This window comes from Microbacterium testaceum, assembly GCF_020781835.1.
Taxonomy (GTDB): domain Bacteria; phylum Actinomycetota; class Actinomycetes; order Actinomycetales; family Microbacteriaceae; genus Microbacterium; species Microbacterium testaceum_H.
On sequence record NZ_JAJGNJ010000001.1, the window covers coordinates 287,084 to 311,835 of the forward strand.

Here is a 24,752-nt window from a genome sequence, read left to right on the forward strand (position 1 = left end):
CGCGGGTGGATGCCGATTCCGCAGGAGTTGTGCCCGGGGTCAGTTCCGCTCGTTCCGGCGGGCGTAGGCGGCGGCATCCCGACTGGAGAGGGCGAGAAGCACGAGGATGTCGAGGCTCACCGTGACGAGGGTCGTGCTCACCGTGATCTCCTCGCCCAGCTCCCACCACCCGACGAACGCGGCGACGATCGAGACCGTCGACACGAGCATCACGACCACGCGGGCGAGGTTGCTGCCACGCAGCAGCAGGATGCCGAACACCGCCTGCACGAGGGCGACGGCGCCGACGATGCCCAGGAACAGACCGGCGTCCACGCCCAGGTCGGACATCGTCAGCGTCGAGGATTCGTCGGCATCGCCGTCGGCGGCGGCGGAGAGCACCTGCAGCCACGGAGGAAGATCGAACGCGACGGTCAGGCCCCACACGATCCCCGCCACCGCGCGCAGCAGCACCAGCAGTCCCCCGGCGACCGTCGCCGCCGGCCGGCGCATCGCCGGGTCGTGGACGACCGGGGCGGCGAGCGGTTCGAACGCGACCCTCTTCTGCGGATGCCTCTCGCTCATGGCCGCACCTCCCCCGCGGAGCTCCCGGTCACGGCATCCGTCCGCTCCGCGGGGGTGAGGGCGGCGACGCCGCGGGTGTCCAGGATCGGCAGGTCGCCGTCGGTGGTGATGCTGTCGCCGCCGCCGTTGCGCGAGTGATAGCCGGTGGAGAAGTCGCGGATGACGTCGACGACGACGCCGGGGACGGTCTGCACCGTCGCGACGATGTGGTCGCGCTCGATGTCGGTGTCGGCGTCGATGCGGTGCGTGACCTGCAGCGTGAACAGGGACAGTCCCACGGCCCGGTCGAACGTTCCCGCGGCGAGCCAGTCGACGCGACGGCCGCCGGGGAGGAGCCATCCGTCCGGACACTTCCACAGACGCACGTGGTGGCGCTGCGCGGGAGAGCCGGCGACCTCCTGCTGGTAGGCGAGGTCCTGCATCCGTCCGAACAGGAACAGCGGGCTCACCGGCGCCGTCGGGTAGCTGCGCCGAGTGAGGGTCGACGCCACGATGCGCCACGAGGAGACGAGGCCGACGGGGTCGGCGGGGATCCAGCCGGCGGCCGCCATGGCGGCCTCGACCTGCGCGCGCTCACCCTGGAACGCCAGGTTCACCGGGTCGCCGAGCAGGCCGTCCGACGTGCGGGTGCGTCCCATGAAGTAGTCGGGCACGTAGATCGCGGTCAGGATGCGATGCAGCCGCGGCAGCACGAGGTAGGCGAGCAGACCCCAGAAGACGATCGCCATGACGATGCCGCCCCAGCCGATCGTGAAGGTCTGCGTGAAGCTGAGGTACGCGAGCCACACGGCGGCGAGACCGGCGAAGACGAAGAAGAACCCGTCGAGCAGTCGCCCGATCGACCAGCGCCTCCGTCCGCTCATCGCACTGTCACCACAGCGAGGGTTCGGGGTCGTGGGCGAACGCCTCGGCGACGCGGTGCGGAGGCAGGTCGGTGCGGTGTGCGGGCGACCACGACGGCGAACGGTCCTTGTCGACCAGCTGCGCGCGGATGCCCTCGGCCATGTCGGGCTGCGTCGTCGCGAACCACATCACGAGCCCGTACTCCTGCGCGAGTGCCGCGCGCAGGGACGGCAGTGCCCGCGCGCGACGGACGGCCTCGAGCGTGACGGACACCGCGGTCGGGGCTGACGCCTCGAGGAGATCGGCGGTCGCGTGCGCCTCCGGCTCCGCACGCCGGCGCAGCCGGTCCAGGATGCCGTCGAGGTCGTCGGCGGAGAAGGCGTCGTCGATCCACGGACGCCAGGTCTCGAGCTTCGATCTCTCGGGGCTCTCGTCGAACAGCAGCACGAGCTCCGTCGGGCTGGACGGGTCGGCCCGGTACTCCAGCGCCTCGTGGAGGGCCGCCAGGTGCGCGACGGGCACGAGGTGGTCGGCGAATCCGGCGTACAGTGCGTCGGCGGCATCCATCGTCGCGCCGGTGAGGCCCAGGTATTCGCCTACGCGGCCCGGTGCGCGCCCCAGCAGCCAGGATCCGCCCACGTCCGGAGTGAAGCCGATGCGCGTCTCGGGCATCGCGAGCTGCGAGCGCTCGGTGACGATGCGGATGCGCGCGTGGCCGGCGAGTCCGACGCCGCCGCCCATCGTCACGCCGTCGGCGATCGCGACGATCGGCTTCGGGTAGGTGGCGATGCGGTGGTTGAGGGCATACTCCTCGCGGAAGAAGGTGTGCACCTCGTCGATGCGGCCCGCCACGACGAAGTCGTAGAGCGCCCTGACGTCACCGCCGGCGCAGAACCCGCGCTCCCCGGCACCGTCGAGCAGCACGAGATCGACGTCGGAGTCGTGCTCCCACCGGTCCAGGGCGACGGCGAGCCGGCGGATCATGCCGAGATCGAGCGCGTTGATCGCGCGGGGACGGTTGAGGGTCAGGTGGCCCACACCCCGCCAGGCTCGCGCGATGACCTCGTCGTCGTCGGATCGCTGTGCGTTCACGCTGCCACGTTACACAGGCCGCGAGATGTGTTTTCGGCCCCGGATCGGGGAGGATGGGGAGAACGCCCGCCGAACGAGAGGTACTCGATGCCCCAAGGACAGGTGCTGGAATTCTCCGGGCTGACCAAGCGCTTCGGCGCGGTGTCGGCCGTCGACGGCCTGACCGCGCGCGTGGAGCCGGGGCTGGTGACCGGATTCCTCGGCCCGAACGGCGCCGGGAAGACGACCTCGCTGCGCATGCTCCTCGGGCTGGTGCGGCCCACGTCCGGCTCGGCGACGATCGGCGGGCGCCCGTACGCCGAGATCGCGCAGCCCCTGCAGACCGTCGGCGCCGCGCTCGAGGCATCCAGCTTCCACCCGGGGCGCTCGGCCGCGAACCATCTCAAGGCGTACGCCCGCGCGGCCCGTCTGCCCCTCTCCCGCGTGGACGAGGTGCTCGGACTCGTGGGCCTCGCCGATGTCGCCGGTCGCCGCGTCGGCGGATACTCGCTCGGCATGCGGCAGCGCCTCGGGCTCGCGACCGCTCTGCTGGGCGACCCCGGCGTGCTCGTGCTCGACGAACCGTCGAACGGCCTCGACCCCGAAGGCATCCGGTGGATGCGCTCGCTGCTGCGTCACCTCGCGGAAGAGGGCCGCACGGTGCTCATCTCGTCGCACCTGCTCGCGGAGGTGCAGCAGACCGTCGACGCGCTGCTGATCATCTCGCGCGGACGCCTGGTCTTCCAGGGCGGCACGGAAGACCTCGCCGACCCCGACGAGTTCTCCACCGTCGTCGACTCCCCCGACCGCGACGCCCTCTCCCGACTGCTCGACGAGCGGGGCATCGAGTACCAGCTGCTGCGCAACGGCTTCACCATCCGGCACCACGAACCCGTCGAGATCGGGGCGCTGGCCGCCGGTGCCGGCATCTCGCTCTCGCACCTGCAGAGCAAGGGCGCGAGCCTCGAGGACATCTTCCTCGAGCTCGTCAGCGGCGTCCGCACGCACGCCAGCGCCGCGGGTCCGGTCATGACTGCCGGCACGGCGACGGCGGTGGAGGAAGCTCCGGATGCCGAGACCACGGGGCCCGAGCCCGAGCCCGCCGGCCTCGCGCCCGCGACCGACCCGGCACCCTCGACGGACCTCGTCCCCGTCCTCCCCGCCCCGCGGGGCGCCGCCCCGCCGGCAGCGCCCGACGACGACCCCGGCCCCCGGCCGTCGTACGCGGTGGCCTCGACCGGCGTCATCGACATCGTGCCCGTCGCCGACGCGCCGGACGACGACTCCCGCGCCGAGAACACGGAGGTGTCGCGGTGAGCCTGGTGGCATCCACTCGCTCCGAGTACACGAAGCAGTTCAGCACCGCCGGGTGGTGGGTGCTGGCCGTGGTGCTCGTCGTCTACGTCGGCTTCACGGCGGGTGTGCTCGCGCTGGCGTTCGGGGGCGTGGCATCCGGAGCCCTCCCCGGGGCCCAGGGCACGGTGCCATCGACCGACAGCCTGGCGCCGCTCGTCTACAGTTCGGCGAGCGCCGTCGGATACGTCTTCCCGCTGCTGGCGGGCACGCTCATGGTGACCACCGAGTTCCGGCACAAGACCCTCACCCCGACGTTCCTCGCGACACCGCGCCGCGGTGTGGTGCTCGGCGGCAAGTTCGTGATCGGCGTCCTCGTCGGACTCCTCTACGGCGTCGTCGGCTCGATCGCCGCGATCGGGGCGGGCGCCGGGGTGTTCGCGGCGTTCGGTCTCGACACGCAGCTGACGTCGTCCGACACGTGGGTGCTCGTGGGCCGGATGCTGCTGGCCTTCGCGCTGTGGGCCGTCGTCGGGATCGGTGTCGGCACCGTCGTACGCAATCAGGTGGCGGCGATCGTGATCGTGCTGGCGGTGACCCTGTTCGTCGAGCCGATCGTGCGCACGATCGCCGGCGTCGTCGACGGCCTCGACGCGGTGGCGCGCTGGTTCCCCAGCGCCGCGAGCGATGCGCTCGTGGGTCAGACGATCTTCGGCGCCGTGGGTGCCGGTGGTTCGGAGCCGCTCAAGTGGTGGCTCGGGGGCCTCGTCCTCCTCGGCTACGCCGTGGTACTGGTGGCGATCGGCCTCGTCACGACCTGGCGGCGCGACGTCGACTGACGCGTCAGGAGACCAGGTCGGCGACGTCCTCGGGCTCGGATGCCACCTCGAGACGCAGCGCCTTCAGCAGCGCCACACCGTGCTTGGTGGTCAGGACGAGGCGTTCGAACTCGTCATGTCCGCTCAGGTCGATCACGACGCTGGACTTGCGGCGACGGATGATCACGAAGTCGTTGCCGCCCGCGGACTTCCATGTGCCGGCTGCGACCGCGACGGGGAGGTTGGTGCCGGGGTTGGGGACGCCGCGCAGCCACGTCCACGCGTCATCGGTCAGCTGCACACGGTCGATCGTCTCGCGCGGCACGACGATGTTGCGCTTGCGGAACGACAGGGCACGCTCGGTCGGCGAGAGCACGACCTCGAGCTGCGTCGAGTCGAGCAGCAGGGTCACCATGGCATCCATCCTGCCAGCGCAGCCGGGCGGGCACGGTCCGCATCGCTTACGAGAGCGCAACGATCGGTCGATGGCGCCGCCGCGTCCGCGTGCGTGACCGGCGGCCCCGATGTCGGGGCGGAGGGATAGCCTGGAGCGATGAGCACGGGCAGCGCTGCGCCGCAGGCCGCACCGGCCCGGGGCGTCTCGATCGACGACCTCCTGGCGCGCGTGCGCGACGGGCACCGGCCCGACGTCGACGAGACCGAGCGACTGCTGCAGGCTCCGATCGACGTGCTGTCGCGTGCGGCCGGCCTCCTGCGCGACGAAGGGCTGGAGCGCGCCGGCCGCCCGCACGTCATCACCTACTCGCGCAAGGTGTTCGTTCCGCTCACGACCCTGTGCCGCGATCGCTGCCACTACTGCATCTTCGTCGACACCCCCGGACAGCTGAACCTGCTGCGCAAGCCCGCGTACATGAGCCCCGAGCAGGTGCTGACGGTCGTGCGCCAGGGACAGGCGCTCGGCTGCAAGGAGGCGCTGCTGACCCTCGGCGACCGCCCCGAGGAGCGCTGGCCCGAGGCGCGGGCCTGGCTCGACGAGCACGGCTTCGCCTCGACGATCGAGTACGTGGCGCACATCGCACGCCTCATCACCGCCGAGACCGGCATGCTCGTGCACGCCAACCCCGGTGTGATGCACCCCGACGAGCTGGCGACGCTGCGCCCGGTGTCGCCGTCGATGGGCATGATGCTCGAGACCACCTCACGGCGCCTCTACGAGGAGCCCGGTCAGGTGCACTTCGGCTCCCCCGACAAAGACCCCGACCTGCGTCTGCGCGTCATCGACGACGCGGGGGTCGCCGGCATCCCGTTCACCACCGGCATCCTGGTCGGCATCGGCGAGACCGTGCGCGACCGCGCCGAGTCGCTCGTCGCCCTGCGCGACCTCGACGACCGGCACGGCCACGTGCAAGAGGTCATCGTGCAGAACTTCCGCGCGAAGCCCCGCACGGCCATGCAGGGCGCTCCGGATGCCGACATGCACGAGTACCTCGCGGCGGTCGCCGTCGCACGGCTCGTGCTCGGCCCCGACATGCGGATCCAGGTGCCGCCGAACCTGTCCGACCCGCGCGAGCTCGGACTGCTGATCGCGGCCGGGATCGACGACTGGGGCGGGGTGTCGCCGCTGACGGCCGACCACGTCAACCCCGAACGCCCGTGGCCGCACATCGACGACCTCGCCGCCCAGACCGCGGCGCACGGCTTCACCCTCCGCGAGCGGCTCACCGCCCACCCCGAGTACGTCCGCGACGCAGCGGCGTGGATCGACCCCGCGCTGCACGCGCCTCTGCGGGCGTTGGCGGATGCCACGGGCCTCGCGGCCGACGTGATCCCCGGGGGCGCGCGCGAGGCGGCCGCGGCGCCCGCGACGGGAGGAACCCCGGTCCCCGCGGCATCCTCCGCTCGCCGCGCGTCCTCGTCTTCCACGCCAGACCCGGGTGTGCGCCGCCTCGCCGACGCCGCAGCCTCCGACCCGCTGGCGCTCGACGACGCCGACTGGACGCGGCTGCTGCGCGCCACCGGCGCCGAGCTGGACGCCCTCACCGCGGCGGCGGACGACGCGCGCCGCTACACCGTCGGCGAGCCCGTCACCCTCGTGCGCAACCGCAACCTCACCTCGACCGGCTTCCGACGTGCGGGACGCACCGGCACCGGCGAGTTCGACCTCGCGGACGCCACGGCGATCGCCGCGGATGCCGCGGCGCTCGGGGCCACCGAGATCTGCATCCAGGGCGCCCTTCCCGCGAGCGAGGATCCGTCGGGGTATCTCGACCTCGTGCGGGCCGTGAAGCGCGGGGCTCCCGGCATCCACGTGCACGCCTACCGCCCGCTCGACGTGCGCGATCTGGCCGACCGCGCGGGCCTGGGCCTGGCCGGCGCGCTCACGGCGATGGCCGACGCGGGCGTCGACACCGTTCCGGGCACGGGCGTGAAGGTGCTCAGCGAGCGTGTGCGCGGGCTCGTCGCCCCGGACGACCTCGAGATCGACCGCTGGGTCGAGAGCATCACCGCCGCCCATCGCGCCGGATTCCGCTCCACGTCGGTGCTGTTCTACGGCCACGTCGAGACCGCGGAGGAGCGGATCGCCCACCTGCGGCGGCTGCGCGCGATCCAGTCCGAGACGCAGGGCTTCGCCGAGTTCGTTCCGATCCCGCTTCCGGGCGGAGACGTCCCGCTCGTGGCCGGACGTGCGCCGCTCGACGAGCACCGCGCCATGGTGGCCGTGTCGCGACTGCTGCTGTCGGGGTCGATCGCGCACGTCCAGATCCCCTGGACGCGCGTCGGCCGCGAAAGCGCGGCGGTGCTCCTGCGCGCGGGCGGCGACGACCTCGGCGGCACGCTCTACGACGGCGCCGTGCTGCCGGACGCCGGGATCGAGCAGGGGCTGGAGCTGCCGGTCGCGGCTGCCGAGCGCATCGCGCGGAGCCTGATGCGCCCGTTCCGTCTGCGCACCACCGACTACGGCGTGGTGTCGGCGGGAGTCGCCGCGTGAGCGTGGTCGACGTCGTCGTCGTCGGCGCGGGATTCGCGGGGCTCGGCATGGCCGGGGCCCTGCGTCGCGCCGGGCGCGACGACGTCGTCGTCATCGAGCGCGCGGGCGACGTCGGCGGCACGTGGCGCGACAACACCTACCCCGGCGTCGCGTGCGACGTGCCCGCCCACCTCTACAGCTACGCCGCGCACCCGCACGCGGGCTGGTCGCAGACGTTCGCGCAGGGCCACGAGATCCAGCAGTACCTGCGCGACGTGGCCGCGGGCGTCAGCGACCGCCTCCGACTGCACACCCCGCTCGTGGGTGCCGAGTGGGATGCCGACGCCTCGCTGTGGCGCATCGACACCGGTGCCGAAGTCCTCCGGGCCCGCTCCCTCGTCCTCGCGTGCGGACGACTGACCGAACCCCACGTGCCGGCGATCGTCGGCCTCGAGTCCTTCCCCGGGCCGTTGTTCCATTCCGCGCGGTGGGATCACGACGTCGATCTCGCCGGTGCGCGGGTGGCCGTCGTCGGCACCGGGGCGAGCGCGGTGCAGCTCGTGCCCGAGCTGGCGCAGCGCGCCGCCCACGTGACGCTGTTCCAGCGCACCGCGGCGTGGATCGTGCCGCGCGGCGGCGGCGAGATCCCGCCCGCCGAACGCGACCGCCTCGCTCGGAACCCCGGCGCGCTCGCTCGCCTGCGCGCCGAGCTGTACGCCGAAGGCGAGGCGCGGTTCGCCTCGCGCTCCGGCGATGCCGCCGCCTCCGCAGCCGCCCGCGACGCCGCGCTCGCGCACCTGCACGCCCAGGTCGCCGACCCGGATCTGCGCGCGGCGCTGACGCCCGATTACGCCTTCGGCTGCAAGCGCGTGCTGCTCTCGGACACGTTCTACCCCGCCGTGGCATCCGACCGGGTCACCCTCGAGCCCAGCGCCCTCGACCGGGTCGACGGGTCGACGCTGACCGCCGCGAGCGGGCAGCAGCACGAGGCCGACGTGCTCGTGCTGGCGACGGGTTTCGCCTCGACGCAGCAGCCGTACGCCGACCTCGTGCGCGGCGAAGACGGAACGCTCGCCGACCACTGGTCCGAGGGCATGACATCGTTCGGGTCGACCGTGGTCGCCGGGTTCCCCAACTTCTTCGTCCTCAACGGCCCCAACGCGAGCCTCGGGCACAACTCGGCGGTCCTCATGATCGAGGAGCAGGCGGCCTACGTCGTCCGCGCCCTCGCCGAGCGCGACCGCCGCCCCGATCGCGTTCTGCGCGTGCGCCCCGAGGCCGAGGCGGCCTACACCGACGAGATCGCCGCCGCCGCGGCATCCACCCCCTGGATGACCGGCGGATGCCGCAACTGGTACGTCGACGAGCGGTCGGGGCGGCTGACGCTGCTGTGGCCCGGCACCGTCCAGGCGTTCCACGAGAGACTGACCGGTACCGACGGGTCGGAGTTCGAGCCCGCGCACACCCCCGTGCGCGGCTGACGCATCGCCCCGCGCGGCTCACACAGAAGGAGAGTCATGAGCGTTCCGCTGAGATTCGGATACAAGGCCTCGAGCGAGCAGTTCGGGCCGAACGAGCTGCTCGAGTTCGGCGTGCTCGCCGAGGAGATGGGCTTCGACTCGGTCTTCCTCTCCGACCACCTGCAGCCCTGGCGGCACGAGGGCGGTCACGCCCCCAACGCCCTCCCGTGGCTCGGCGCCCTCGGGGCCCGCACCGAGCGCGTGATGCTCGGAACCTCGGTGCTGACACCGACGTTCCGCTACCACCCGGGGGTCATCGCTCAGGTGTTCGCGACGCTCGGTGTGATGTTCCCCGGCCGCGTCGCGCTCGGTGTCGGAACCGGCGAAGCGCTCAACGAGGTCACCCTGGGTCTGGAGTGGCCCGAGCCGCCCGAGCGCTTCCAGCGTCTGAAAGAGGCGATCACCCTCATCGACAAGCTGTGGACCGAAGACCGGGTCACCTTCGAGGGCACCTACTACTCGGTGAAGGATGCCACGATCTACGACCGCCCCGAGCAGAAGGTGCCGATCTACATCGGCGCCTCCGGTCCCGCAGCCACGCGTCTGGCCGGCCGAATCGCCGAGGGCTACATCACCACGAGCGGCAAGGATCCGTCTCTCTACACGGAGAAGCTGCTCCCGGCCCTCGACGACGGCCTCGCGAAGGAGGGGCGGACACGCGACGACATCGACACGCTCATGGAGGTGAAGGTCTCGTACCACCCGGATCACGAGACCGCGCTCGAGAAGACCCGCTTCTGGGCCCCGCTCGCGCTCACCCCCGAAGAGAAGATGAGCGTGCACGACCCGCTCGAGATGCAGCGCCTGGCCGACGAGCTGCCCATCGAGCGCGCGGCATCCCGGTTCATCGTGTCGACCGACCCCGACGAGCACGTCGAGCGCATCGCGCACTACGTCGATCTCGGCTTCCGCCACCTCGTGTTCCACGACCCGGGCGACGACCAGGAGGAGTTCCTGCGCACGTACGGCGCCGAGATCCTGCCACGGCTGCGGGCACGGTTCGCCTGAGGGCGGGGCTCGCACGGGTCGGCGCTGCCCGCCGGTGCGGGCAGCCCGCCGGCGCGGGCAGCCCGACGGTGCGAACAGCCCGCCGGTGCGGACAGCCCGCCGGCGCGGACCGAACTCCGGAGAAATCGCGCCGTTATGCCGTATCTGCGCCGAAACCGCTAGCCCCAGCCGGAAATCTCCGGAGTTCGGCACACAATGGAGGCGATGAGCACTCCTGAGAACCGCGACGGCTGGACCGTCGTCGTGCCGGTGAAGCCCGCCGCGCTCGGCAAGACGCGGCTGACCGCCGTGAGTGCCGACCGCGAGGCCCTCGCGCGCGCGATCGCACTCGACACCATCGCGGCCGCCGCCGCGACCCCCCACGTCTCGCGCGTGCTCGTCGTGACCGATGACGCCGAGGTCTCGGCGCTGGTGTCACGGTGGCCCGCCGTCGACGTGATCGCCGAGGGCGACGTTCGCGGCCTCGACGCCGCGATCGCGCTGGGTGCCGACGCCGCCGGCCAGGGCGCACCCCGGGCGGCGCTGCTGGGCGATGTTCCGGCGTTGACGCCGCACGACCTCGACATCGCGCTCGAACTGGCGGGCGCGGTCGAGCGGGGCCTGGTCCCGGATGCCGAGGGCACCGGCTCCACCCTCATCACCGCGCGCCCGGGCGCCGTGTGGGTGTCGGCCTTCGGTGCCGACTCCGCCGCCCGCCATCGGCTGCTGGGGTGCACCGACCTCACGGTTGCGCGGGGGTCGACGCTGCGGCGCGACGTCGACACGGCCGCGCAACTCGCCGAGGCCGTGGCCTTGGGTGTGGGGCCGCGGACGGCGGCGGTGTTGGCGGCTGCGGCGGCCTGACGCGTCACGCCCCGAGCGCCGCCTCCGCGATCGCGGCCGAGGCATCCTCGTCCCGCATCCACAGCGGCGCGACCACCGCGCGGATCCCCGAAGCCTCCACCTCCGCAGCCGCGGCCGCATCCTCCTCGGCGAGCAGCCAGGCGTCGAGCACCCCCTCGGCCGACCGCGCACCGTAGTGCCGGGCGACGGCCGCCGCCGACGTCTCGACGCCGATCGCCGTCAGGCACACGTCGGCCATGCCGCGCACGACCCGCCCGCCGATGATCGGCGACACACCGACCACCCGCGCCGTCGTGGATCGCAGGGCCTCCCGGATGCCGGGAACCGCGAGGATCGGCCCGATCGAGACGACCGGGTTCGACGGGGCGAGCAGCACCACGTCGGCCTGCGCGATCGCCTCGACGACCCCCGGCGCGGGCCTGGCATCCAGGATTCCGGGGTTCTCGAACCGCGTCGGGATCAGGGTCGCGCGGTAACGGGTCCACCACTCCTGGAAGTGGAGGCGCCGACCGTCCTCGACGTGCACGTGCGTGTCGACCTCGCTGTCGGTCATCGGGAGCAGCCGGATGCCGAGCGGCCAGCGCTGCGCCATCCGACCGAGGACCTCGGTCGGGGTGAGGCCGTCGCGGAGCCACCCGGTGCGCGCGAGGTGGGTGCCCAGGTCGAGGTCGCCGAGCGTGAACCACGGCCAGCCCGCGCCCCACGCCTGCAGTTCCTCGTTCACCCGCTCGGTGTCACCCTCCCGACCCCAGCCGCGCACGGTGTCATTGACCCCGGCGAGCGCGTAGGTGATCGAGTCGACGTCGGGCTGCAGCCGCACCCCGGAGAGCCACAGGTCGTCCCCCGTGTTCACCACGACAGTCGCATCCGGCGCCCCGAGTCGGCGCAGAGCGGCGCGCACACCGAGGGTGAACTTCGATCCGCCGACACCGCCGGCGAGCACGACGACGCGAGGCTGGAGATTTTGCATCCCTCCAGTCTTCCACTGGGCCGAGGCAATGCGGATGCCACAGCGCCCACCGCAGGGCCGCGCACAACTCCTGCACCTCGAACGCCCGCGCCCCCACCGGCCGCGGAATGCCGCCGTCCGACTCCAGCCCGGCCCCGTTCTTCAGGAGTCGTGCTCGGCGAGACGCAGGCCCGGACGGCCGTCGCCTGCCTACTGCGCGAGCAGCGTCGGGTCTGCCGCTCCGGCCGCCGCCTTCGCCGCCGCGGGTAGCGCGTCGACGATCTGCTCCAGCGCGAGGTCGTCGTGGGCGGCCGTGAGGAACCAGGCCTCGAACACGCTCGGGGGCAGAGAGACACCGGCATCCAGCATCGCGTGGAAGAACGGGGCGTACCGCCACGACTGCTGCGTCAGCGCCGTGGCGTAGTCGCGCGGCACCTCCGCGAGGAACGCGACGCCGAAGAGCGAGCCCGCCCGCGGGACGGTGTGCACGATCCCCTCCGCGGTCAGGGCTGCGTCGAGGGCGTCGGCGACACGGGATGCCGACGCATCGACCGCCGCGTACACCTCGGGCGTCGCCAGCCGCAGCGTCGCCAGGCCCGCGGCGACCGACAGCGGGTTCCCCGACAGCGTCCCGGCCTGATACACCGGCCCGAGCGGAGCGAGCTGGTCCATGACGTCGGCGCGGCCGCCGAGGGCCGCGAGCGGCATCCCTCCGCCGACGACCTTGCCGAACGTGAGGATGTCGGGCAGGTACGTCTCACCCTGCGAGGCCTGCAGCCCCCAGAAGCCGGCGGGGTGCACGCGGAAGCCGGTGAGCACCTCGTCCATGATCAGCAGCGCACCGTGGCTGTGCGCGATGTCGGCGAGCGCAGCGTTGAAGCCGGGGAGCGGCGGGACGACGCCCATGTTCGCGGATGCCGCTTCCACGATGATCGCGGCGATGTTCTCGCCGTGCACCTCGAACGCCTCGCGGACGGCGTCGAGGTCGTTGTACGGCAGCACGAGCGTCTGCGCGGCGATCGGTGCCGGCACTCCGGCGGATCCGGGGAGCGCGAGCGTCGCGACGCCGGAGCCCGCAGCGGCCAGCAGCCCGTCGGAGTGCCCGTGGTAGTGGCCGGCGAACTTGATCAGCAGGTCGCGGCCGGTGACGCCACGGGCAAGGCGGATGGCCGTCATCGTCGCCTCGGTGCCGGTGGAGACCAGGCGCACCTTCTCGACCGGCGCCAGGTCGCCGACCCGCACGCGATTCGCGATGAGGTCGGCGAGCTCGACCTCGGCTCCCGTGGGCGCACCGAACGACAGACCCCGGGATGCCGCCGACTGCACGGCCCCGACCACTTCGGGGTGCGCGTGACCGAGCAGGGCCGGACCCCACGAGGCCACGAGGTCGACGTACTCGCGACCCGCGGCATCCGTGATCCGGGCACCGGCGGCGGACTGGACGAACCGCGGCGTGCCGCCGACGGACCCGTACGCGCGCACGGGCGAGTTCACACCGCCCGGAATGACGTCTTTCGCGCGAGCGAACCACTGATCGTTGAGGTCTGACATGGGTTGCTCATCCTTTCGATGTGCACAACGCAGGAAAATCGGATGCCACTCGGCGCCGCCCGCTCTGCCCACCCCATTTTTCCGGAGTTGTGCAGCATCCGGCTTCGCAGGTCGGTGCGAATCTCCTTCGTCGTGTCCGCGAGAGAAGGAGCGGGACGGCGGGCAGACCGGTTTACAGGTCGGCGCGCAGCCAGTGCGCGGCCTCGAGGGCCCAGTACGTCAGGATCGCGTCCGCGCCGGCACGGCGGATGCCGAGCAGACTCTCCAGCACGGCGCCTCGGCGGTCGATCCAGCCGTGGGCGGCGGCGGCCTCGACCATCGCGTACTCCCCCGACACCTGATACGCCCACACCGGCACATCGACGGCGGTGCGCACGTCGGCGAGCACGTCGAGATACGGCAGCGCCGGCTTCACCATGACGACGTCGGCACCCTCCTCGACATCGAGCAGCGCCTCCCGCACGCCCTCGCGGCCGTTGCCGGGGTCGAGCTGGTACGAGCGGCGGTCGCCCTTCAGCTGCGAGTCGACGGCCTCGCGGAACGGGCCGTAGAACGCCCCCGCGTACTTGGCCGAGTAGGCCAGGAGCAGGGTGTCGGTGAAGCCCTCGGCATCCAGCGCCTGACGCACCGCTGCGACCTGGCCGTCCATCATGCCCGACAGCCCGAGCATGGCCGACCCCGCTCGCGCCTGCGCCAGACCCATCGCCGTGTAGCGTTCGAGGGTCGCGTCGTTGTCGACGGCCCCGTCGGCCTGAAGGACGCCGCAGTGCCCGTGATCGGTGAACTCGTCCAGGCACAGATCGGTCTGCACGACCAGCGCATCGCCGATCTCGGACACCACCGCCTCGGTCGCGACGTTCAGGATGCCATTCGGATCGTCGGCACCCGAGCCCACCGCGTCGCGTTTCTCGGGGACGCCGAACAGCATCACGCCGCCGATGCGGGCGGCTGCGGCCTCGGCGACGGTGCGGCGCAGCGAATCGAGGGAGTGCTGCACGACCCCGGGCATCGCGCCGATCGGCACCTGCTCGGAGATGCCCTCGCGCACGAACAGCGGCAGCACCAACTGCGACGGAACGAGATGCGTCTCGCGAGCGAGACGACGGATGGCGGGCGTGCGGCGAAGGCGTCGCGGGCGGTGCTCGGGGAAGCTCATGCGGGGGTCTCGGACTCCGGGGAGAGGGTGAAACGGGCGACGGCATCGATCAACGAATCGACGGTCTGCCGCTCGGCGACGACGTCGACGTTCAGGCCCGCGCGCTTGGCGTCTTTGGCGGTGCGCGGTCCGATGGCGGCGATGACGGTGGATGCCGGGATCTCGGGGAACTGTTCGACCACCTGCTCCGCGACCGATCCGCTGGTGACGAGGATGGCGTTGATGCGGCCCGAGTGCACGTCGGCGGCGATCTTCTCGGTGACGGGGACACCGACCGTGCGATACGCCACGACGCTGCGGACGTGGTGTCCGGCCTCGATGAGCAGACGCGTGAGCACCGGCTTGGCGATCTCGCTCCGCAGCGTCAACACGCTCCGCGGCTCCGCCTCGAGGTCGATCATCTGCTCGGCCATGCCCTGCGCCGAGTTGTCGCGGTCGGGCACGAGATCGACGCGATACCCCACGGCCTGCATGGCGGCGGCGGTCGTCTCACCGACGGCGGCGACCTTCGTGGTGGTGGGGATCACCGCGCGGTACGCGTACAGCACGTCGACGGTGGTCGCGCTGGTGAGGGTGAGCCAGTCGAACGCGCCGTTGGCGAGATCGGTGAGCGCCTGCTCGAGGGTCGCCTGGTCGTTCGTGGGAGCGAAGTTGATCAGCGGGGCGATGACCGGGACGGCCCCGCGCTGACGAAGGCTGGCGGCGACGCCGTCGCCCCAGGGACCACCGCGGGGCACGAGAACGCGCCGGCCGGCGAGCGGCTTGTCTGGGGTCGGCGTGTGCCGATGGCCTTCATTCATGTGGTCGACTCTCGTGGTACCAGGTCGGCCGCCCCACGTTCGAGCAACCGACGCGCGGCTTCTTGGCCCGCTCGCGTCGCACGCGCGATGGGTCCCCCGTCGTCGGCAGCATTCGCACCGTTGCCACTGCCAGGTTCCCCACCATACCCCGGCTCCACGCGCACGGTCCGATCGATACCGATCCGATGCGAGCCGTCGAGTGCGTAGACGATGGCCCGCAGGCGCAGGTCGCCGTCGGTGAGGGCCGCGTGCGTGGCCACGGGTGCGTGGCATCCCGCGTCCAGCACCGAGAGGACGGTGCGCTCGGCGGTGATGGCCACACGGGTGTCGACGTCGTCGAGCGCCGCGAGCGCGGCGAGGATCCCGGGGTCGATGTCGGTGCGGGTCTCGATCGCCAGTGACCCTTGTCCGGGCGCGGTCGGCCACTCCGCGAGCCCCAGGTGCTCGGCCCGCAACCCCCCGAGGTCTCCGCCGAGCCGCGAGATTCCCGCGGCCGCGAGGATCACGGCATCCAGTTCCCCGTCCCGCACGCGCGCCAGACGCGAGTCGACGTTGCCGCGGATGTCGTGGATGTCGAGCCCGGGGTTGTGTCGCAGGGCCTGCGCGATGCGCCGCGGCGATCCGGTCCCGACCTTCGCCCCCGCGGGCAGCGTCGAAAGCGGCGTGCCGTCACGGGTCACCACGACATCGCGGGCGTCCTCACGCGGCGGCGTGGCCGCGATGACCAGTCCCTCGGGCTGCAGCGTCGGAAGGTCCTTGAGGGAGTGCACGAGGAAGTCGCAGCGGTCCGCCGCGAGCGCCTCGCGCAGACCGTTCGCGAAGACCCCGCGGCCGCCGAGCTGCGACAGCGATGCGCGGTTGACGTCGCCCTCGGAGACGATGGGCACGAGTTCGACCGGGCGCCCGGATGCCTCGGCCACCGCGTCGGCGACCATCTGCGACTGCGCCACCGCCAGCGCGCTGCGCCGCGTACCCAGGCGCAGGGCGGCGCTCACTGGAGGATCTCGGGGATCTCGTCGAGGGTGACGCGACGGCCCGTGTAGAACGGCACCTCTTCACGGACGTGGCGGCGGGCCTCGGTGTACCGGAGGTCGCGCATCATGTCGACGAGGTCGGTCAGGTCGTCGGACTCCATCGGCAGCAGCCATTCGTAGTCACCGAGGGCGAAGGATGCCACGGTGTTGGCGATGACGCCCCTGTACTGCGAGCCCTTCTTGCCGTGCTCGACGAGCATCTCGCGACGCTCCGCCTCGGGCAGCAGGTACCACTCGTAGCTGCGGACGAACGGGTACAGGCAGAGCCAGTCCTTCGCCTCGATGCCGCGGAGGAAGCCCGGCACGTGCGAGCGGTTGAACTCGGCGTCACGGTGCACGCCCATCGCGTTCCATGTCGGCAGGAGATTCTTCAGCAGCTCGGTGCGGCGCAGGCGCCGCAGGTCGCGCTGGAGGGCCTGCGGGTCTTCGCCGTACAGCCACACCATCAGGTCGGCATCGGCGCGCAGGCCGCTGACGTCGTAGAAACCGCGGATCGTGACGCCGTCCGCCTCGATGAGCGCCGTGAGATCGGCCAACTCGGTGGCGTCGGCGGCGACGACGGGGTTCTCGGGATCGCGGCGGAGCACCGCCCACAGGGTGTACACGGAGGAGGAGTCGTCCTGGGCCATGCCTCAAGTCTCGCGCTGCGGGCGCGGGCCGCCAAACCCGTTGACTCGCCGGTGGACCACCGCGAACCCGCGGCCGGCCCGGCCGGTGCGCGGGGCGGCGATCCGTTGCGCTCAGCGGCGTCTCGGAGCCCGCGTTCGCCGGTGCGCGTTGGTACTGTGCCACGACGGCATCGGGGGATGCCGGTCGGAAGGGTTGCCCGATGTGGCTGTACCAACTCCCCATGCCGGTGGGGTTGACTCTGTTCACCCTGCTCGTGGTGGGCGGTTCCTGCGGGATCCTGCTCCTGCTGCGTCGATGGGTGAGCAGGGTGGCTCCCCAGGGCGACGAGTGGGACCGCGTGCTCAGCTATGCCGTCGGCGCCTACGGGGTGTTCTACGGCGTGACCCTCGCCCTCATCGCCGCCGCCGCGTACGGCAACTTCACCGAGGTCGACGGCATCGTGCTGCAGGAGTCCTCGTCGCTGGCCTCGCTCTACCGCACCGCGACGTTGCTCCCCGAACCGCAGTCCACCGAGCTGCAGGAGCAGATCATCGCCTACACGCGCAATGTCATCGACGTGGACTGGCCGATGCAGCAACGACTCGAGATCCCGTTGGAGACGGATGCGAACATCTCGGCGATGCAGCAGGCCATCGGGGGCGTGCAGCCGACCAGCCCCGCCGAGATCCTCGCCGTGCAGCAGTCGCTCGACCAGTTCCAGCTCCTCGTGGAGAGTCGGCGGGACCGCATCGCACTGACCCACCTCGCACTGCCGGGCGTGCTGTGGATCGTGCTCAGCGTCGGAGCCGTCCTGAACGCCGTGCTCATCGCGCTCATCGAGGTGCGCAATCTCCGGGTGCACCTGTTGATGGCGGGCATGCTGGCGCTTTTCGTCGCTCTGCTGCTGTACGCGATCGCCGGCTTCGACCACGCATACGCCGGGCCGATCGCCGTGACGCCCGAGTACTTCCACGATCTGCTGGACGGTCTTTTCGCGAAAGCGCCGTAGTTCACGCGGCGGCCTGCGGCGCCCGGATTCCGTGGGCGCGGCGTCTGGCGCGCGGCGGCTCAGCGGGTGTAGGCCCGAACCAGGGCCCAGACCGTGAACCCGACCGCGGCTGCGACGCCCGCGACGACGGCCGCCGCCGCGCCCGGATTGCGCCGGGCCGATTCGCGCGCCTCGGCCACGCGCGCGTCGAGGGCCTCGCTCACGCGGCGCGGCACGTTCGCCTTCACCTCGATGGCCGCAAGGGCGGCCTTCAGCTCGGCGCGCGCCTCCTCGACGGGGTCGGTGATGCCCAGCGGCACCGCCGTGCGCGGCACGGGAACGGGGCGCTCAATACTCATCGCCAGCCTCCTTCACGATGCGGACGTCCTGGGCGATGGCCTGACCCGGATTCTCGCCGCTGGACAGCTTCTTGAAGCGCAGGTATCCCAGGAGCGCGAGAATCGCGGTGATCACGATCATCACGCCGAAGACCACGAGCGCCGACAGCCACACGGGCCACCACGACGACAAACCGGCGATCACGAAGGTGAAGAACACCGGGACCGCCCAGAAGACGACGATCAGCGCGCCGACGAACCATCCCGCACCGATGCCGGCGTCCTTGGCCGTCCGCTTCGCCCACGCCTTCGCGCCGTTGATCTCCGCGACGACGAGGTTGCGCACGAGCTCGGGGATGTCGCCGATGAGCGTGAACAGGCTGTCGTCGGCGCGGTCACGGAAACCGCGGGGAGTCGTCATGCGTCAGCTCTCCGACGGCGTGGAGCTGCTCTTGGTCGCGTCCGCGCCCTTCTCGGAGCTCTTCGCTTCGTCGACGGAGTCCTCGACGGCGTCGACGACCTCGGCAGCCGAGGCCTTCGCGGCGCGGCCGGCGCGCTGAGCGCGCTCCGAGACGGTGCCGGACTGGGAGACGGCACCGGTGACCGACTTCGCGCCCTTCCACACCACTCCGGGAACGGAGCTGAGGGCCGAGACGCCGAACGCCTTCACCTTCTCGACCTGTCCCTGGACGACGGGCTGGTCCCAGACCCTCTCGGCCTGCGCCTTGATCTGCTCGTACCGTTCGCGGCCCGCGCGTGCTCCGAGCACGTAGCCCGCCACGAGTCCGACGACGAGTGCTGCTTTGCCCCTCATGGGGTCTCCTCACGCTCGATCAGTGCTGGTCGAGTCTCACGATAGCGATGTATTCCGGTTCCGGCATCCGCCCTTGACATCCCCGTGACATCCCTCGACCATCGCGCGTCGCGTCGTCAGCCGCGCCGCCAGAGGGCGGCGCTGCGCACGCGATCCGCCTCCGCCCGCGCGTCCGGAATCACCTGCGCGAGACCCGTTCCCGACAGCCAGGCGCCCGTGGCCCCGAGTCCGGGCACCGCGCGCACCGCGCCGCGCGCCGCGGCCGTCTGCGCGGCCCGCCCGATGGCGGCCCCCGGCTGCGACTGGACGTAGCGCACCCGGTGCCACGCGCGCAGGGCCGACGCGTCGAGAGTCACCCCGAGGAGGGCCGACGCCTCGGACAGAGCCAGGGCGGCAGCCGCCTCGTCGTCGAGCGGTGCGGTCGCCGGCTCCTCTCCCTGCGCTCCGAACGACAGCCGGAGCACGTGGATGCCGGGCTCAGTGGCATCCCGTACCCACTCCCACTTCGCGGTCGAGTGCGTGAGCGCTTTGGCCACGTGGCTGCCCGGCACGGTGAGGACGCCCGTTCCGCGCGGGAAGGCGTCGAGGACCGGAGCGTGGACGACGAGGGTCACGACCTCGACGACCGGCGCGACCGGGTCGGCCGCGTCCAGGGTCGGGACGACGGGGGAGAGGAGCGCACGCGCCTCCCCCTCGGGCAGCGCGACGATGACCGCGTCGGCCGAGAGGGACTCCTCATCGGCGGAGGTTCGAACGCTCCAGCCTTCGTCGGCGCGGGTCAGCGCCTCCACCGACACGTCGGTGCGCACCTCCACGCCCAGGTCCCGGAGTCGGGCGACGAGCGCGTCGACCAGGCGCCACATCCCGCCGGCGATGCCCTCGACCGCGCCGCCGGGTGCGGCGGCCCGCGCTGGCCTCGCCACCGCCGGCGGGATGTCGGATGCCGGAGCGTCCGGCGGAGCGAGCGTCGGTCGCGCCGCGCGCAGTTCGGCGACGGCACCGCCCAGCGAGCCGGTACGGGTCAGAGCGGCGTTCAGCCCGGGGGCGGCCAGGTCGACGTCGATGTCATCGGGACGAGCAGAGTAGACGCCGCTGGTGACGGGGGCGACGAGTCGGTCGAGCACACGAGAGCCCATGCGCGAGCGCACGAGCGCGCCGAGGCTGCGCTGGTGCCCGATCGTCAACGGCGGGCGCAGCCGATCGACATAGGCACGCCACGCTCCCGCCCAGCCGATGACGCGTCGCACCTCCGGTGCCCAGGGGTTGTCCGGGATGCCGAGGACCCCGCCCTTCGGCAGAGGCGCCGCCCCGACCCCGGGAACACCCGACACCCACGCTCCCGCGCGGTGGGGGGAAACGATCCGGTCGGTGAGCCCGAGCTCTTCGAGGAGCTCGCGCACGACTCCCCCTCGGGTCGCGAAGCTTTCGGCCCCGACGTCGAGGGTGAGCCCGCCGACCTCGGCCGCGCGCACGACGCCTCCGAAGGATCCGGAGGCCTCGAGCACGGTCACTCGCATGCCGACCTTCGCGCACTCCAGCGCTGACACGAGTCCCGAGACCCCACCACCGGCGACGACGACGTGGCTCTCGTGGGCGTGCTCGGCGAGCCGCTCCAGGGCGTCGCTCATTCCGACTCCCCATGCGCGTGCGCGACGATGCGAGTGAGAACGGCGGGGTCGGTGTCCGGCGGCACGCCGTGTCCGAGGTTCAGGATGTGAGCGCGGGCCGCGCGGCCCCGCGTCAGGACGTCGTCGACGTGTGCGGCCAGCACCGGCCAGGGCGCACCGAGGAGCGCCGGGTCGATGTTGCCCTGCAGCGTCGTGTCGGGCCCGACGATCGCCGCGGCCTCGTCGAGGGGCATCCGCCAGTCCACGCCCACCGCGTCGGCGATACCGCCGAGGCGCATGTCGCCGAGGAACGGGCCGGTGCCCACGCCGAAGTGGATCCGCGGCACCTGCACTCCCTCGAGCGCCGTCCGCGAGTGCGGGGCGACGAACTCGAGGAACGCGGCGCGCGAGAGCGAACCGGCCCACGAGTCGAAGAGTTGCACGGCCTGCGCTCCCCCGTCGATCTGCGCCTCCAGGAACGCCCGCGACACCTCGGCCAGCCACCCGGCCAGTCGGTGCCACGACGCGGGGTCGGCATGCATCATGCCGCGAGCGCGCAGGTGCTCCTTGGAGGGCCCGCCCTCCACGAGGTACGCCGCGAGCGTGAACGGTGCGCCGGCGAAGCCGATGAGCGGGACGCCGTCCCCGAGTTCGGCGGTCACCAGCCGGACCGCCTCGCGCACCGGTTCGGCCGCCGCCGCCACCTCGGCGGGATCGATCGAGGTCACCCGTTCCACGTCGGCGGCGGTGCGCACCGGCTCGGCGAACACCGGTCCGCGCCCGGGCTCGATCTCGACGTCGACACCGGCCAGCCGCAGCGGCACCACGATGTCGCTGAAGAAGATCGCGGCATCCACCCCGTGGCGGCGGATCGGCTGCAGCGTGATCTCGGCCGCGAGATCGGGGGTCAGGCAGGCGTCGAGCATGCGGGTGCCCACCCGCAGATCGCGGTACTCCGGCAGGGAGCGCCCGGCCTGGCGCATGAACCACACCGGCTGCCGCTCGGGACGGTCGCCGCGAAGGGCACGGAGAAGGGGCGCGTCGGGGGTGGCCATGGCATCCATCCTTCCACTCGGCCCCCTTCTCGCCCGCGGGGAGGACACCGGATGCCTCGACGTCGAGAGGCGGCCCGGAATACCCCGCAGGGGCCGGGCGTAGAATATTCATGTGCTGCTCTGCGTGAGCGCGAGTCACAAGACCGCGACCTTCGACCTCCTCGAGCGGCTCAGCGTACCCACCACACCCGTCGCCCCCCTGATCGCCGCGCATGACGAGTGCGTGCAGGGAGCGGTCGTCGTGGCCACCTGCAACCGCTTCGAGGCCTACGTCGACATGGACGAGCCCGTCACGGCCGCCGTCGCGGTGGGCGTGGAGGCCACGCTGAGCGCCATCGAGGCGGCCACCGGCGTGCCCGCGAGCGAGCTCGAGGGCTCGTACACCGTCCTGGGCGGCGGCGATGTCGCCGAGCATCTGTTCTCGGTGGCATCCGGTTTGGAATCCGTCGTCGTCGGCGAGGGCGAGATCGCTGGTCAGGTGCGCCGCGCGCTCACCGAGTCCCGGCAACTGGGCACCACCTCCGGAGAGCTCGAGCGGCTGTTCCAGCGCGCGTCCGAGGCTCAGCGCGGAGTGAAGAACGCCACCGCGATCGGCCGCGCCGGCCGCTCGCTGGTGCGCCTCGGCCTCGAGCTCGCCGACAGCCGCATCGCCGACTGGTCGACGCAGCGCGTGCTGCTGGTCGGCACGGGCGCGTACGCCGCCGCGACCGTCGCCGCTCTCCGCGACCAGGGCGCCGAAGACATCTCCGTCCACTCCCCCTCGGGCCGTGCCGCGAAGTTCGCCGCGAAACACGGCTTGCGTGCGGTGTCGGCCGAGACCTTCCCGACCGCTGTCGCGCACGCCGACCTCGTCATCACGTGCACGACGAGCGAGAACCACGTCGTCAGCGCCGCCACGTTCGCCGCAGGACGCACCGCGGCCGAATCCGCCGCCGACGAGACCTCGCGCGGCTGCCCCGTCGAGCACACCGGCCGCCGGCTCGTGATCGACCTCGGACTGCCCCGCAACGTCGACCCTGATGTGGCCACCGTGCCCGGTGTCGACCTTCTCGACCTCGAGACCATCCGCCTCCACGCTCCGCTCGAAGAGTTGCAGGCCACGGATGCCGCGCGCGACCTCGTCCGCGACGCCGCCCGCCGCTTCACCTCGGTGGGTGAGCGCAAGAACATCACGCCCGCCGTCGTGGCGCTGCGCGCCCATGTGTTCGGCGTGCTCGACGCCGAAGTCGCCCGTGTCCGCGCGCGCGGTGACGAGGGCGGGCAGACCGAGCAGGCGCTGCGGCACCTCGTCGGCGTGCTGCTGCACACACCGACCACACGCGCGCACGAGCTCGCCGAGACCGGCCGCGCCGACGAATACGTCTCGGCGCTGTCGGCCCTGTTCGGCATCGAGGTGTCGGATCCCGATACCCCCGCCGCGCGCATCGCCGACGCGGGTTGACCGCATCTCCGCCCCGTTCCCGTCCCTGCGCTCTCGCCGCCCCCGCGTGACCCGCGCGAGAATGAGGGCATGAGCCTGCGCATCACCGACGACCCGGCCGCCGACGACCTGCTCTCGACGAACCCCCTCGCGCTGCTGATCGGCATGCTGCTCGACCAGCAGGTGGCGATGGAGACCGCGTTCGCGGGACCGCTGAAGATCCAGCAGCGCGTGGGAGCGATGGATGCCACGACCCTCGCGCACGAAGACCCCGAGGCCTTCGCGGCGGCGTTCTCGCAGACGCCGGCGGTGCATCGCTTCCCCGGATCCATGGCGAAGCGCGTGCAGTCGCTGTGCGCCGCGATCGCGGAGGACTGGGGCGGGGATGCCGCCGAGCTCTGGACACGGGACGACCCGGACGGCGCGACGGTTCTGAAGCGGCTGAAGGCTCTTCCCGGCTTCGGCGAGCAGAAGGCCAAGATCTTCCTGGCCCTGCTCGGCAAGCAGTACGGCTACGACGGTGCGGGGTGGCGCGAGGCGTCGGCACCGTACGGCGAGGACGGCTCGTTCCGCTCGGTCGCCGACATCACGAGCCCGGAGTCGCTGGCAAAGGTGCGCGAGTACAAGAAGGCCGCGAAAGCCGCCGGGAAAGCGGGCGGCTGACCCCTCCTACACCATGTGAGTGAAAAAGGAGAGTTCTCTCATCTTTCTTTCGCGCCCCGAGAGCCGTGGTTAGGGTTTCAGGGTTCGTTGCAGGTTTATTCGCGATCGAAGGGTGGGCTCTCGTGAAGTTCGCAATGGGTTCCGACACGCTGGGTGTGCTGGGTAAGGCCACCTCGGGGTCGAGTGATGAGCTGTCACTGCTGGTGCGTCAGCTGTTCGAGGCGGCCGAGCCGCTCGAGGGACAGTTCCAGGGCGCGGGTCGTGCCGCGTTCGACCGCTTCAAGTCGCGCACCGACGCGATCTCGGCCGAGTTGAAGCTGGCCCTCGACGGCGTCTTGGGCGGTATCTCGGGCATGGACCGTTCCTTCCAGGAGGGTGAGTCGTCCATGGTCGACCAGACCACGAGCCTCGAAGCCGGATCCTCGTTCGACGCCGCGCGCTTCGGTAGCCGCTGAGAATCGGAGAGGACTGACTCATGGTGAACCAGGGAGACCGCCGCGACTACTCGATCGCGGCCTCGCAGAACGCCCAGGACAACTTCAACCGCGTCGCCGCGCAGCTCGAGTCGTTGATCGACCAGCGCGACCGCGACGTGCAGGCCGCGATGGCCGACTACTCCGCCGACGGTGTGTCCGAGGACTACCGCGGCAAAGAAGTTCGCTGGAAGAACGCCGCCGCCGAGGTGCGGGGCATCATCCAGACCCTGCGCTCGTCGCTCGAGCGCAACGACGAGTCCGCCCAGACCGCGCTGAGCAAGGCTCGCGCGGCCGTGGAGTCGATCGGCTGACGATCGCCACACGGTGCCGGACGCGATGAGCGTCCGGCACCGATGGTTCCGTGCGCGTGGGGTGTGCGTCGCGCGTGATCGTCGAGATATGA

26 protein-coding genes are annotated in these 24,752 nt (G+C 71.9%); 11 read left to right on the forward strand and 15 right to left on the reverse strand.

Features of this window, described 5'->3' with window-relative positions; translation table 11 throughout:
• Positions 1–39 precede the first annotated feature (39 nt).
• The 3 genes from LL239_RS01385 to LL239_RS01395 are packed head-to-tail and all read right to left on the reverse strand — an operon-like array spanning position 40 to position 2,499.
• Positions 40–564, reverse strand: coding sequence for a hypothetical protein (locus LL239_RS01385; RefSeq protein ID WP_228161643.1), 525 nt, complete (start codon positions 562–564; stop codon positions 40–42).
• Positions 561–1,427: an LssY C-terminal domain-containing protein gene (locus LL239_RS01390; protein ID WP_228161644.1), complete on the reverse strand. Its 867-nt coding sequence runs from the start codon at positions 1,425–1,427 to the stop codon at positions 561–563. Before LL239_RS01390 ends, LL239_RS01385 begins: the two co-directional genes overlap by 4 nt.
• A 7-nt stretch (positions 1,428–1,434) precedes the next feature.
• Positions 1,435–2,499 (reverse strand): enoyl-CoA hydratase/isomerase family protein, encoded by a 1,065-nt coding sequence (locus LL239_RS01395; protein ID WP_228161645.1) that lies wholly within the window; start codon positions 2,497–2,499, stop codon positions 1,435–1,437.
• Between the two features lie 87 nt (positions 2,500–2,586).
• Here LL239_RS01395 and LL239_RS01400 point away from each other — a divergent pair, with 87 nt between their 5' ends.
• Both LL239_RS01400 and LL239_RS01405 read left to right on the forward strand, forming a co-directional pair.
• A complete protein-coding gene (locus tag LL239_RS01400) occupies positions 2,587–3,795 on the forward strand; it encodes an ABC transporter ATP-binding protein (RefSeq protein WP_228161646.1) in 1,209 nt (402 codons plus the stop codon).
• A 5-nt stretch (positions 3,796–3,800) separates the two neighbouring features.
• Positions 3,801–4,610, forward strand: a complete 810-nt coding sequence (locus LL239_RS01405) for an ABC transporter permease (RefSeq protein WP_228161647.1) — start codon at positions 3,801–3,803, stop codon at positions 4,608–4,610.
• Positions 4,611–4,614: 4 nt separating this feature from the next.
• Here LL239_RS01405 and LL239_RS01410 read toward each other — a convergent pair whose 3' ends face one another.
• Positions 4,615–5,004: a hypothetical protein gene (locus LL239_RS01410; protein WP_228161648.1), complete on the reverse strand. Its 390-nt coding sequence runs from the start codon at positions 5,002–5,004 to the stop codon at positions 4,615–4,617.
• 138 nt (positions 5,005–5,142) lie between these two features.
• Between LL239_RS01410 and cofG the strand changes: the two genes are divergently transcribed.
• The 4 genes from cofG to cofC all read left to right on the forward strand — a co-directional run bounded on the left by cofG (position 5,143) and on the right by cofC (position 10,889).
• Complete coding sequence (gene cofG / locus LL239_RS01415) at positions 5,143–7,539, forward strand: 7,8-didemethyl-8-hydroxy-5-deazariboflavin synthase CofG (RefSeq protein ID WP_228161649.1); 2,397 nt, start codon at positions 5,143–5,145, stop codon at positions 7,537–7,539.
• Positions 7,536–8,999, forward strand: coding sequence for a flavin-containing monooxygenase (locus LL239_RS01420; RefSeq protein WP_228161650.1), 1,464 nt, complete (start codon positions 7,536–7,538; stop codon positions 8,997–8,999). The genes cofG and LL239_RS01420 overlap by 4 nt, the downstream gene beginning before the upstream one ends.
• A gap of 36 nt (positions 9,000–9,035) precedes the next feature.
• The gene (fgd, locus tag LL239_RS01425; protein WP_228161651.1) at positions 9,036–10,046 is read left to right on the forward strand and encodes a glucose-6-phosphate dehydrogenase (coenzyme-F420); all 1,011 of its coding nucleotides are present in this window, start codon (positions 9,036–9,038) and stop codon (positions 10,044–10,046) included.
• A gap of 204 nt (positions 10,047–10,250) precedes the next feature.
• Entirely contained in the window at positions 10,251–10,889 is a 639-nt protein-coding gene (gene cofC / locus LL239_RS01430; RefSeq protein ID WP_228161652.1) for a 2-phospho-L-lactate guanylyltransferase, read from the forward strand.
• Between the two features lie 4 nt (positions 10,890–10,893).
• On the opposite strand, the gene cofD is transcribed toward cofC, so the two are convergent.
• From cofD to hemQ, 6 genes are all read right to left on the reverse strand, one after another.
• The gene (cofD, locus tag LL239_RS01435; protein WP_228161653.1) at positions 10,894–11,859 is read right to left on the reverse strand and encodes a 2-phospho-L-lactate transferase; all 966 of its coding nucleotides are present in this window, start codon (positions 11,857–11,859) and stop codon (positions 10,894–10,896) included.
• 189 nt (positions 11,860–12,048) lie between these two features.
• The gene (gene hemL / locus LL239_RS01440; protein WP_228161654.1) at positions 12,049–13,389 is read right to left on the reverse strand and encodes a glutamate-1-semialdehyde 2,1-aminomutase; all 1,341 of its coding nucleotides are present in this window, start codon (positions 13,387–13,389) and stop codon (positions 12,049–12,051) included.
• Positions 13,390–13,561: 172 nt separating this feature from the next.
• Positions 13,562–14,545, reverse strand: a complete 984-nt coding sequence (hemB, locus tag LL239_RS01445) for a porphobilinogen synthase (protein ID WP_228161655.1) — start codon at positions 14,543–14,545, stop codon at positions 13,562–13,564.
• On the reverse strand, positions 14,542–15,345 hold the full coding sequence (locus LL239_RS01450; protein WP_228161656.1) for a uroporphyrinogen-III synthase: 804 nt from the start codon (positions 15,343–15,345) through the stop codon (positions 14,542–14,544). Before LL239_RS01450 ends, hemB begins: the two co-directional genes overlap by 4 nt.
• A complete protein-coding gene (gene hemC, locus LL239_RS01455) occupies positions 15,342–16,340 on the reverse strand; it encodes a hydroxymethylbilane synthase (protein WP_228161657.1) in 999 nt (332 codons plus the stop codon). Before hemC ends, LL239_RS01450 begins: the two co-directional genes overlap by 4 nt.
• Positions 16,337–17,008: a hydrogen peroxide-dependent heme synthase gene (gene hemQ / locus LL239_RS01460; RefSeq protein WP_228161658.1), complete on the reverse strand. Its 672-nt coding sequence runs from the start codon at positions 17,006–17,008 to the stop codon at positions 16,337–16,339. The genes hemC and hemQ overlap by 4 nt, the downstream gene beginning before the upstream one ends.
• A 200-nt stretch (positions 17,009–17,208) precedes the next feature.
• Between hemQ and LL239_RS01465 the strand changes: the two genes are divergently transcribed.
• Positions 17,209–17,997, forward strand: a complete 789-nt coding sequence (locus LL239_RS01465) for a bestrophin-like domain (RefSeq protein WP_228161659.1) — start codon at positions 17,209–17,211, stop codon at positions 17,995–17,997.
• Between the two features lie 59 nt (positions 17,998–18,056).
• Here the strand turns inward: LL239_RS01465 and LL239_RS01470 are convergent, their stop codons facing one another.
• From LL239_RS01470 to hemE, 5 genes are all read right to left on the reverse strand, one after another.
• Positions 18,057–18,335 carry a hypothetical protein gene (locus tag LL239_RS01470; protein ID WP_228161660.1) on the reverse strand — a complete coding sequence of 93 codons (279 nt, stop codon included), beginning with the start codon at positions 18,333–18,335 and terminating at the stop codon, positions 18,057–18,059.
• The gene (locus LL239_RS01475) at positions 18,325–18,735 is read right to left on the reverse strand and encodes a phage holin family protein (RefSeq protein ID WP_228161661.1); all 411 of its coding nucleotides are present in this window, start codon (positions 18,733–18,735) and stop codon (positions 18,325–18,327) included. The genes LL239_RS01470 and LL239_RS01475 overlap by 11 nt, the downstream gene beginning before the upstream one ends.
• Positions 18,736–18,738: 3 nt before the next feature.
• Positions 18,739–19,128, reverse strand: a complete 390-nt coding sequence (locus LL239_RS01480) for a hypothetical protein (RefSeq protein ID WP_228161662.1) — start codon at positions 19,126–19,128, stop codon at positions 18,739–18,741.
• 116 nt (positions 19,129–19,244) lie between these two features.
• Complete coding sequence (hemG, locus tag LL239_RS01485) at positions 19,245–20,756, reverse strand: protoporphyrinogen oxidase (RefSeq protein WP_228161663.1); 1,512 nt, start codon at positions 20,754–20,756, stop codon at positions 19,245–19,247.
• Positions 20,753–21,790, reverse strand: a complete 1,038-nt coding sequence (gene hemE, locus LL239_RS01490) for a uroporphyrinogen decarboxylase (protein ID WP_228161664.1) — start codon at positions 21,788–21,790, stop codon at positions 20,753–20,755. The genes hemG and hemE overlap by 4 nt, the downstream gene beginning before the upstream one ends.
• Positions 21,791–21,902: 112 nt before the next feature.
• On the opposite strand from hemE, the gene LL239_RS01495 reads away from it, so the two are divergent.
• The 4 genes from LL239_RS01495 (at position 21,903) to LL239_RS01510 (ending at position 24,660) form a co-directional block, all read left to right on the forward strand.
• On the forward strand, positions 21,903–23,231 hold the full coding sequence (locus LL239_RS01495; RefSeq protein WP_228161665.1) for a glutamyl-tRNA reductase: 1,329 nt from the start codon (positions 21,903–21,905) through the stop codon (positions 23,229–23,231).
• A gap of 69 nt (positions 23,232–23,300) precedes the next feature.
• Positions 23,301–23,873, forward strand: a complete 573-nt coding sequence (locus LL239_RS01500; RefSeq protein ID WP_228161666.1) for an HhH-GPD-type base excision DNA repair protein — start codon at positions 23,301–23,303, stop codon at positions 23,871–23,873.
• A gap of 122 nt (positions 23,874–23,995) precedes the next feature.
• On the forward strand, positions 23,996–24,328 hold the full coding sequence (locus LL239_RS01505) for a hypothetical protein (protein WP_228161667.1): 333 nt from the start codon (positions 23,996–23,998) through the stop codon (positions 24,326–24,328).
• Between the two features lie 20 nt (positions 24,329–24,348).
• Entirely contained in the window at positions 24,349–24,660 is a 312-nt protein-coding gene (locus tag LL239_RS01510; protein ID WP_228161668.1) for a pore-forming ESAT-6 family protein, read from the forward strand.
• The last annotated feature ends 92 nt before the right edge of the window (positions 24,661–24,752 follow it).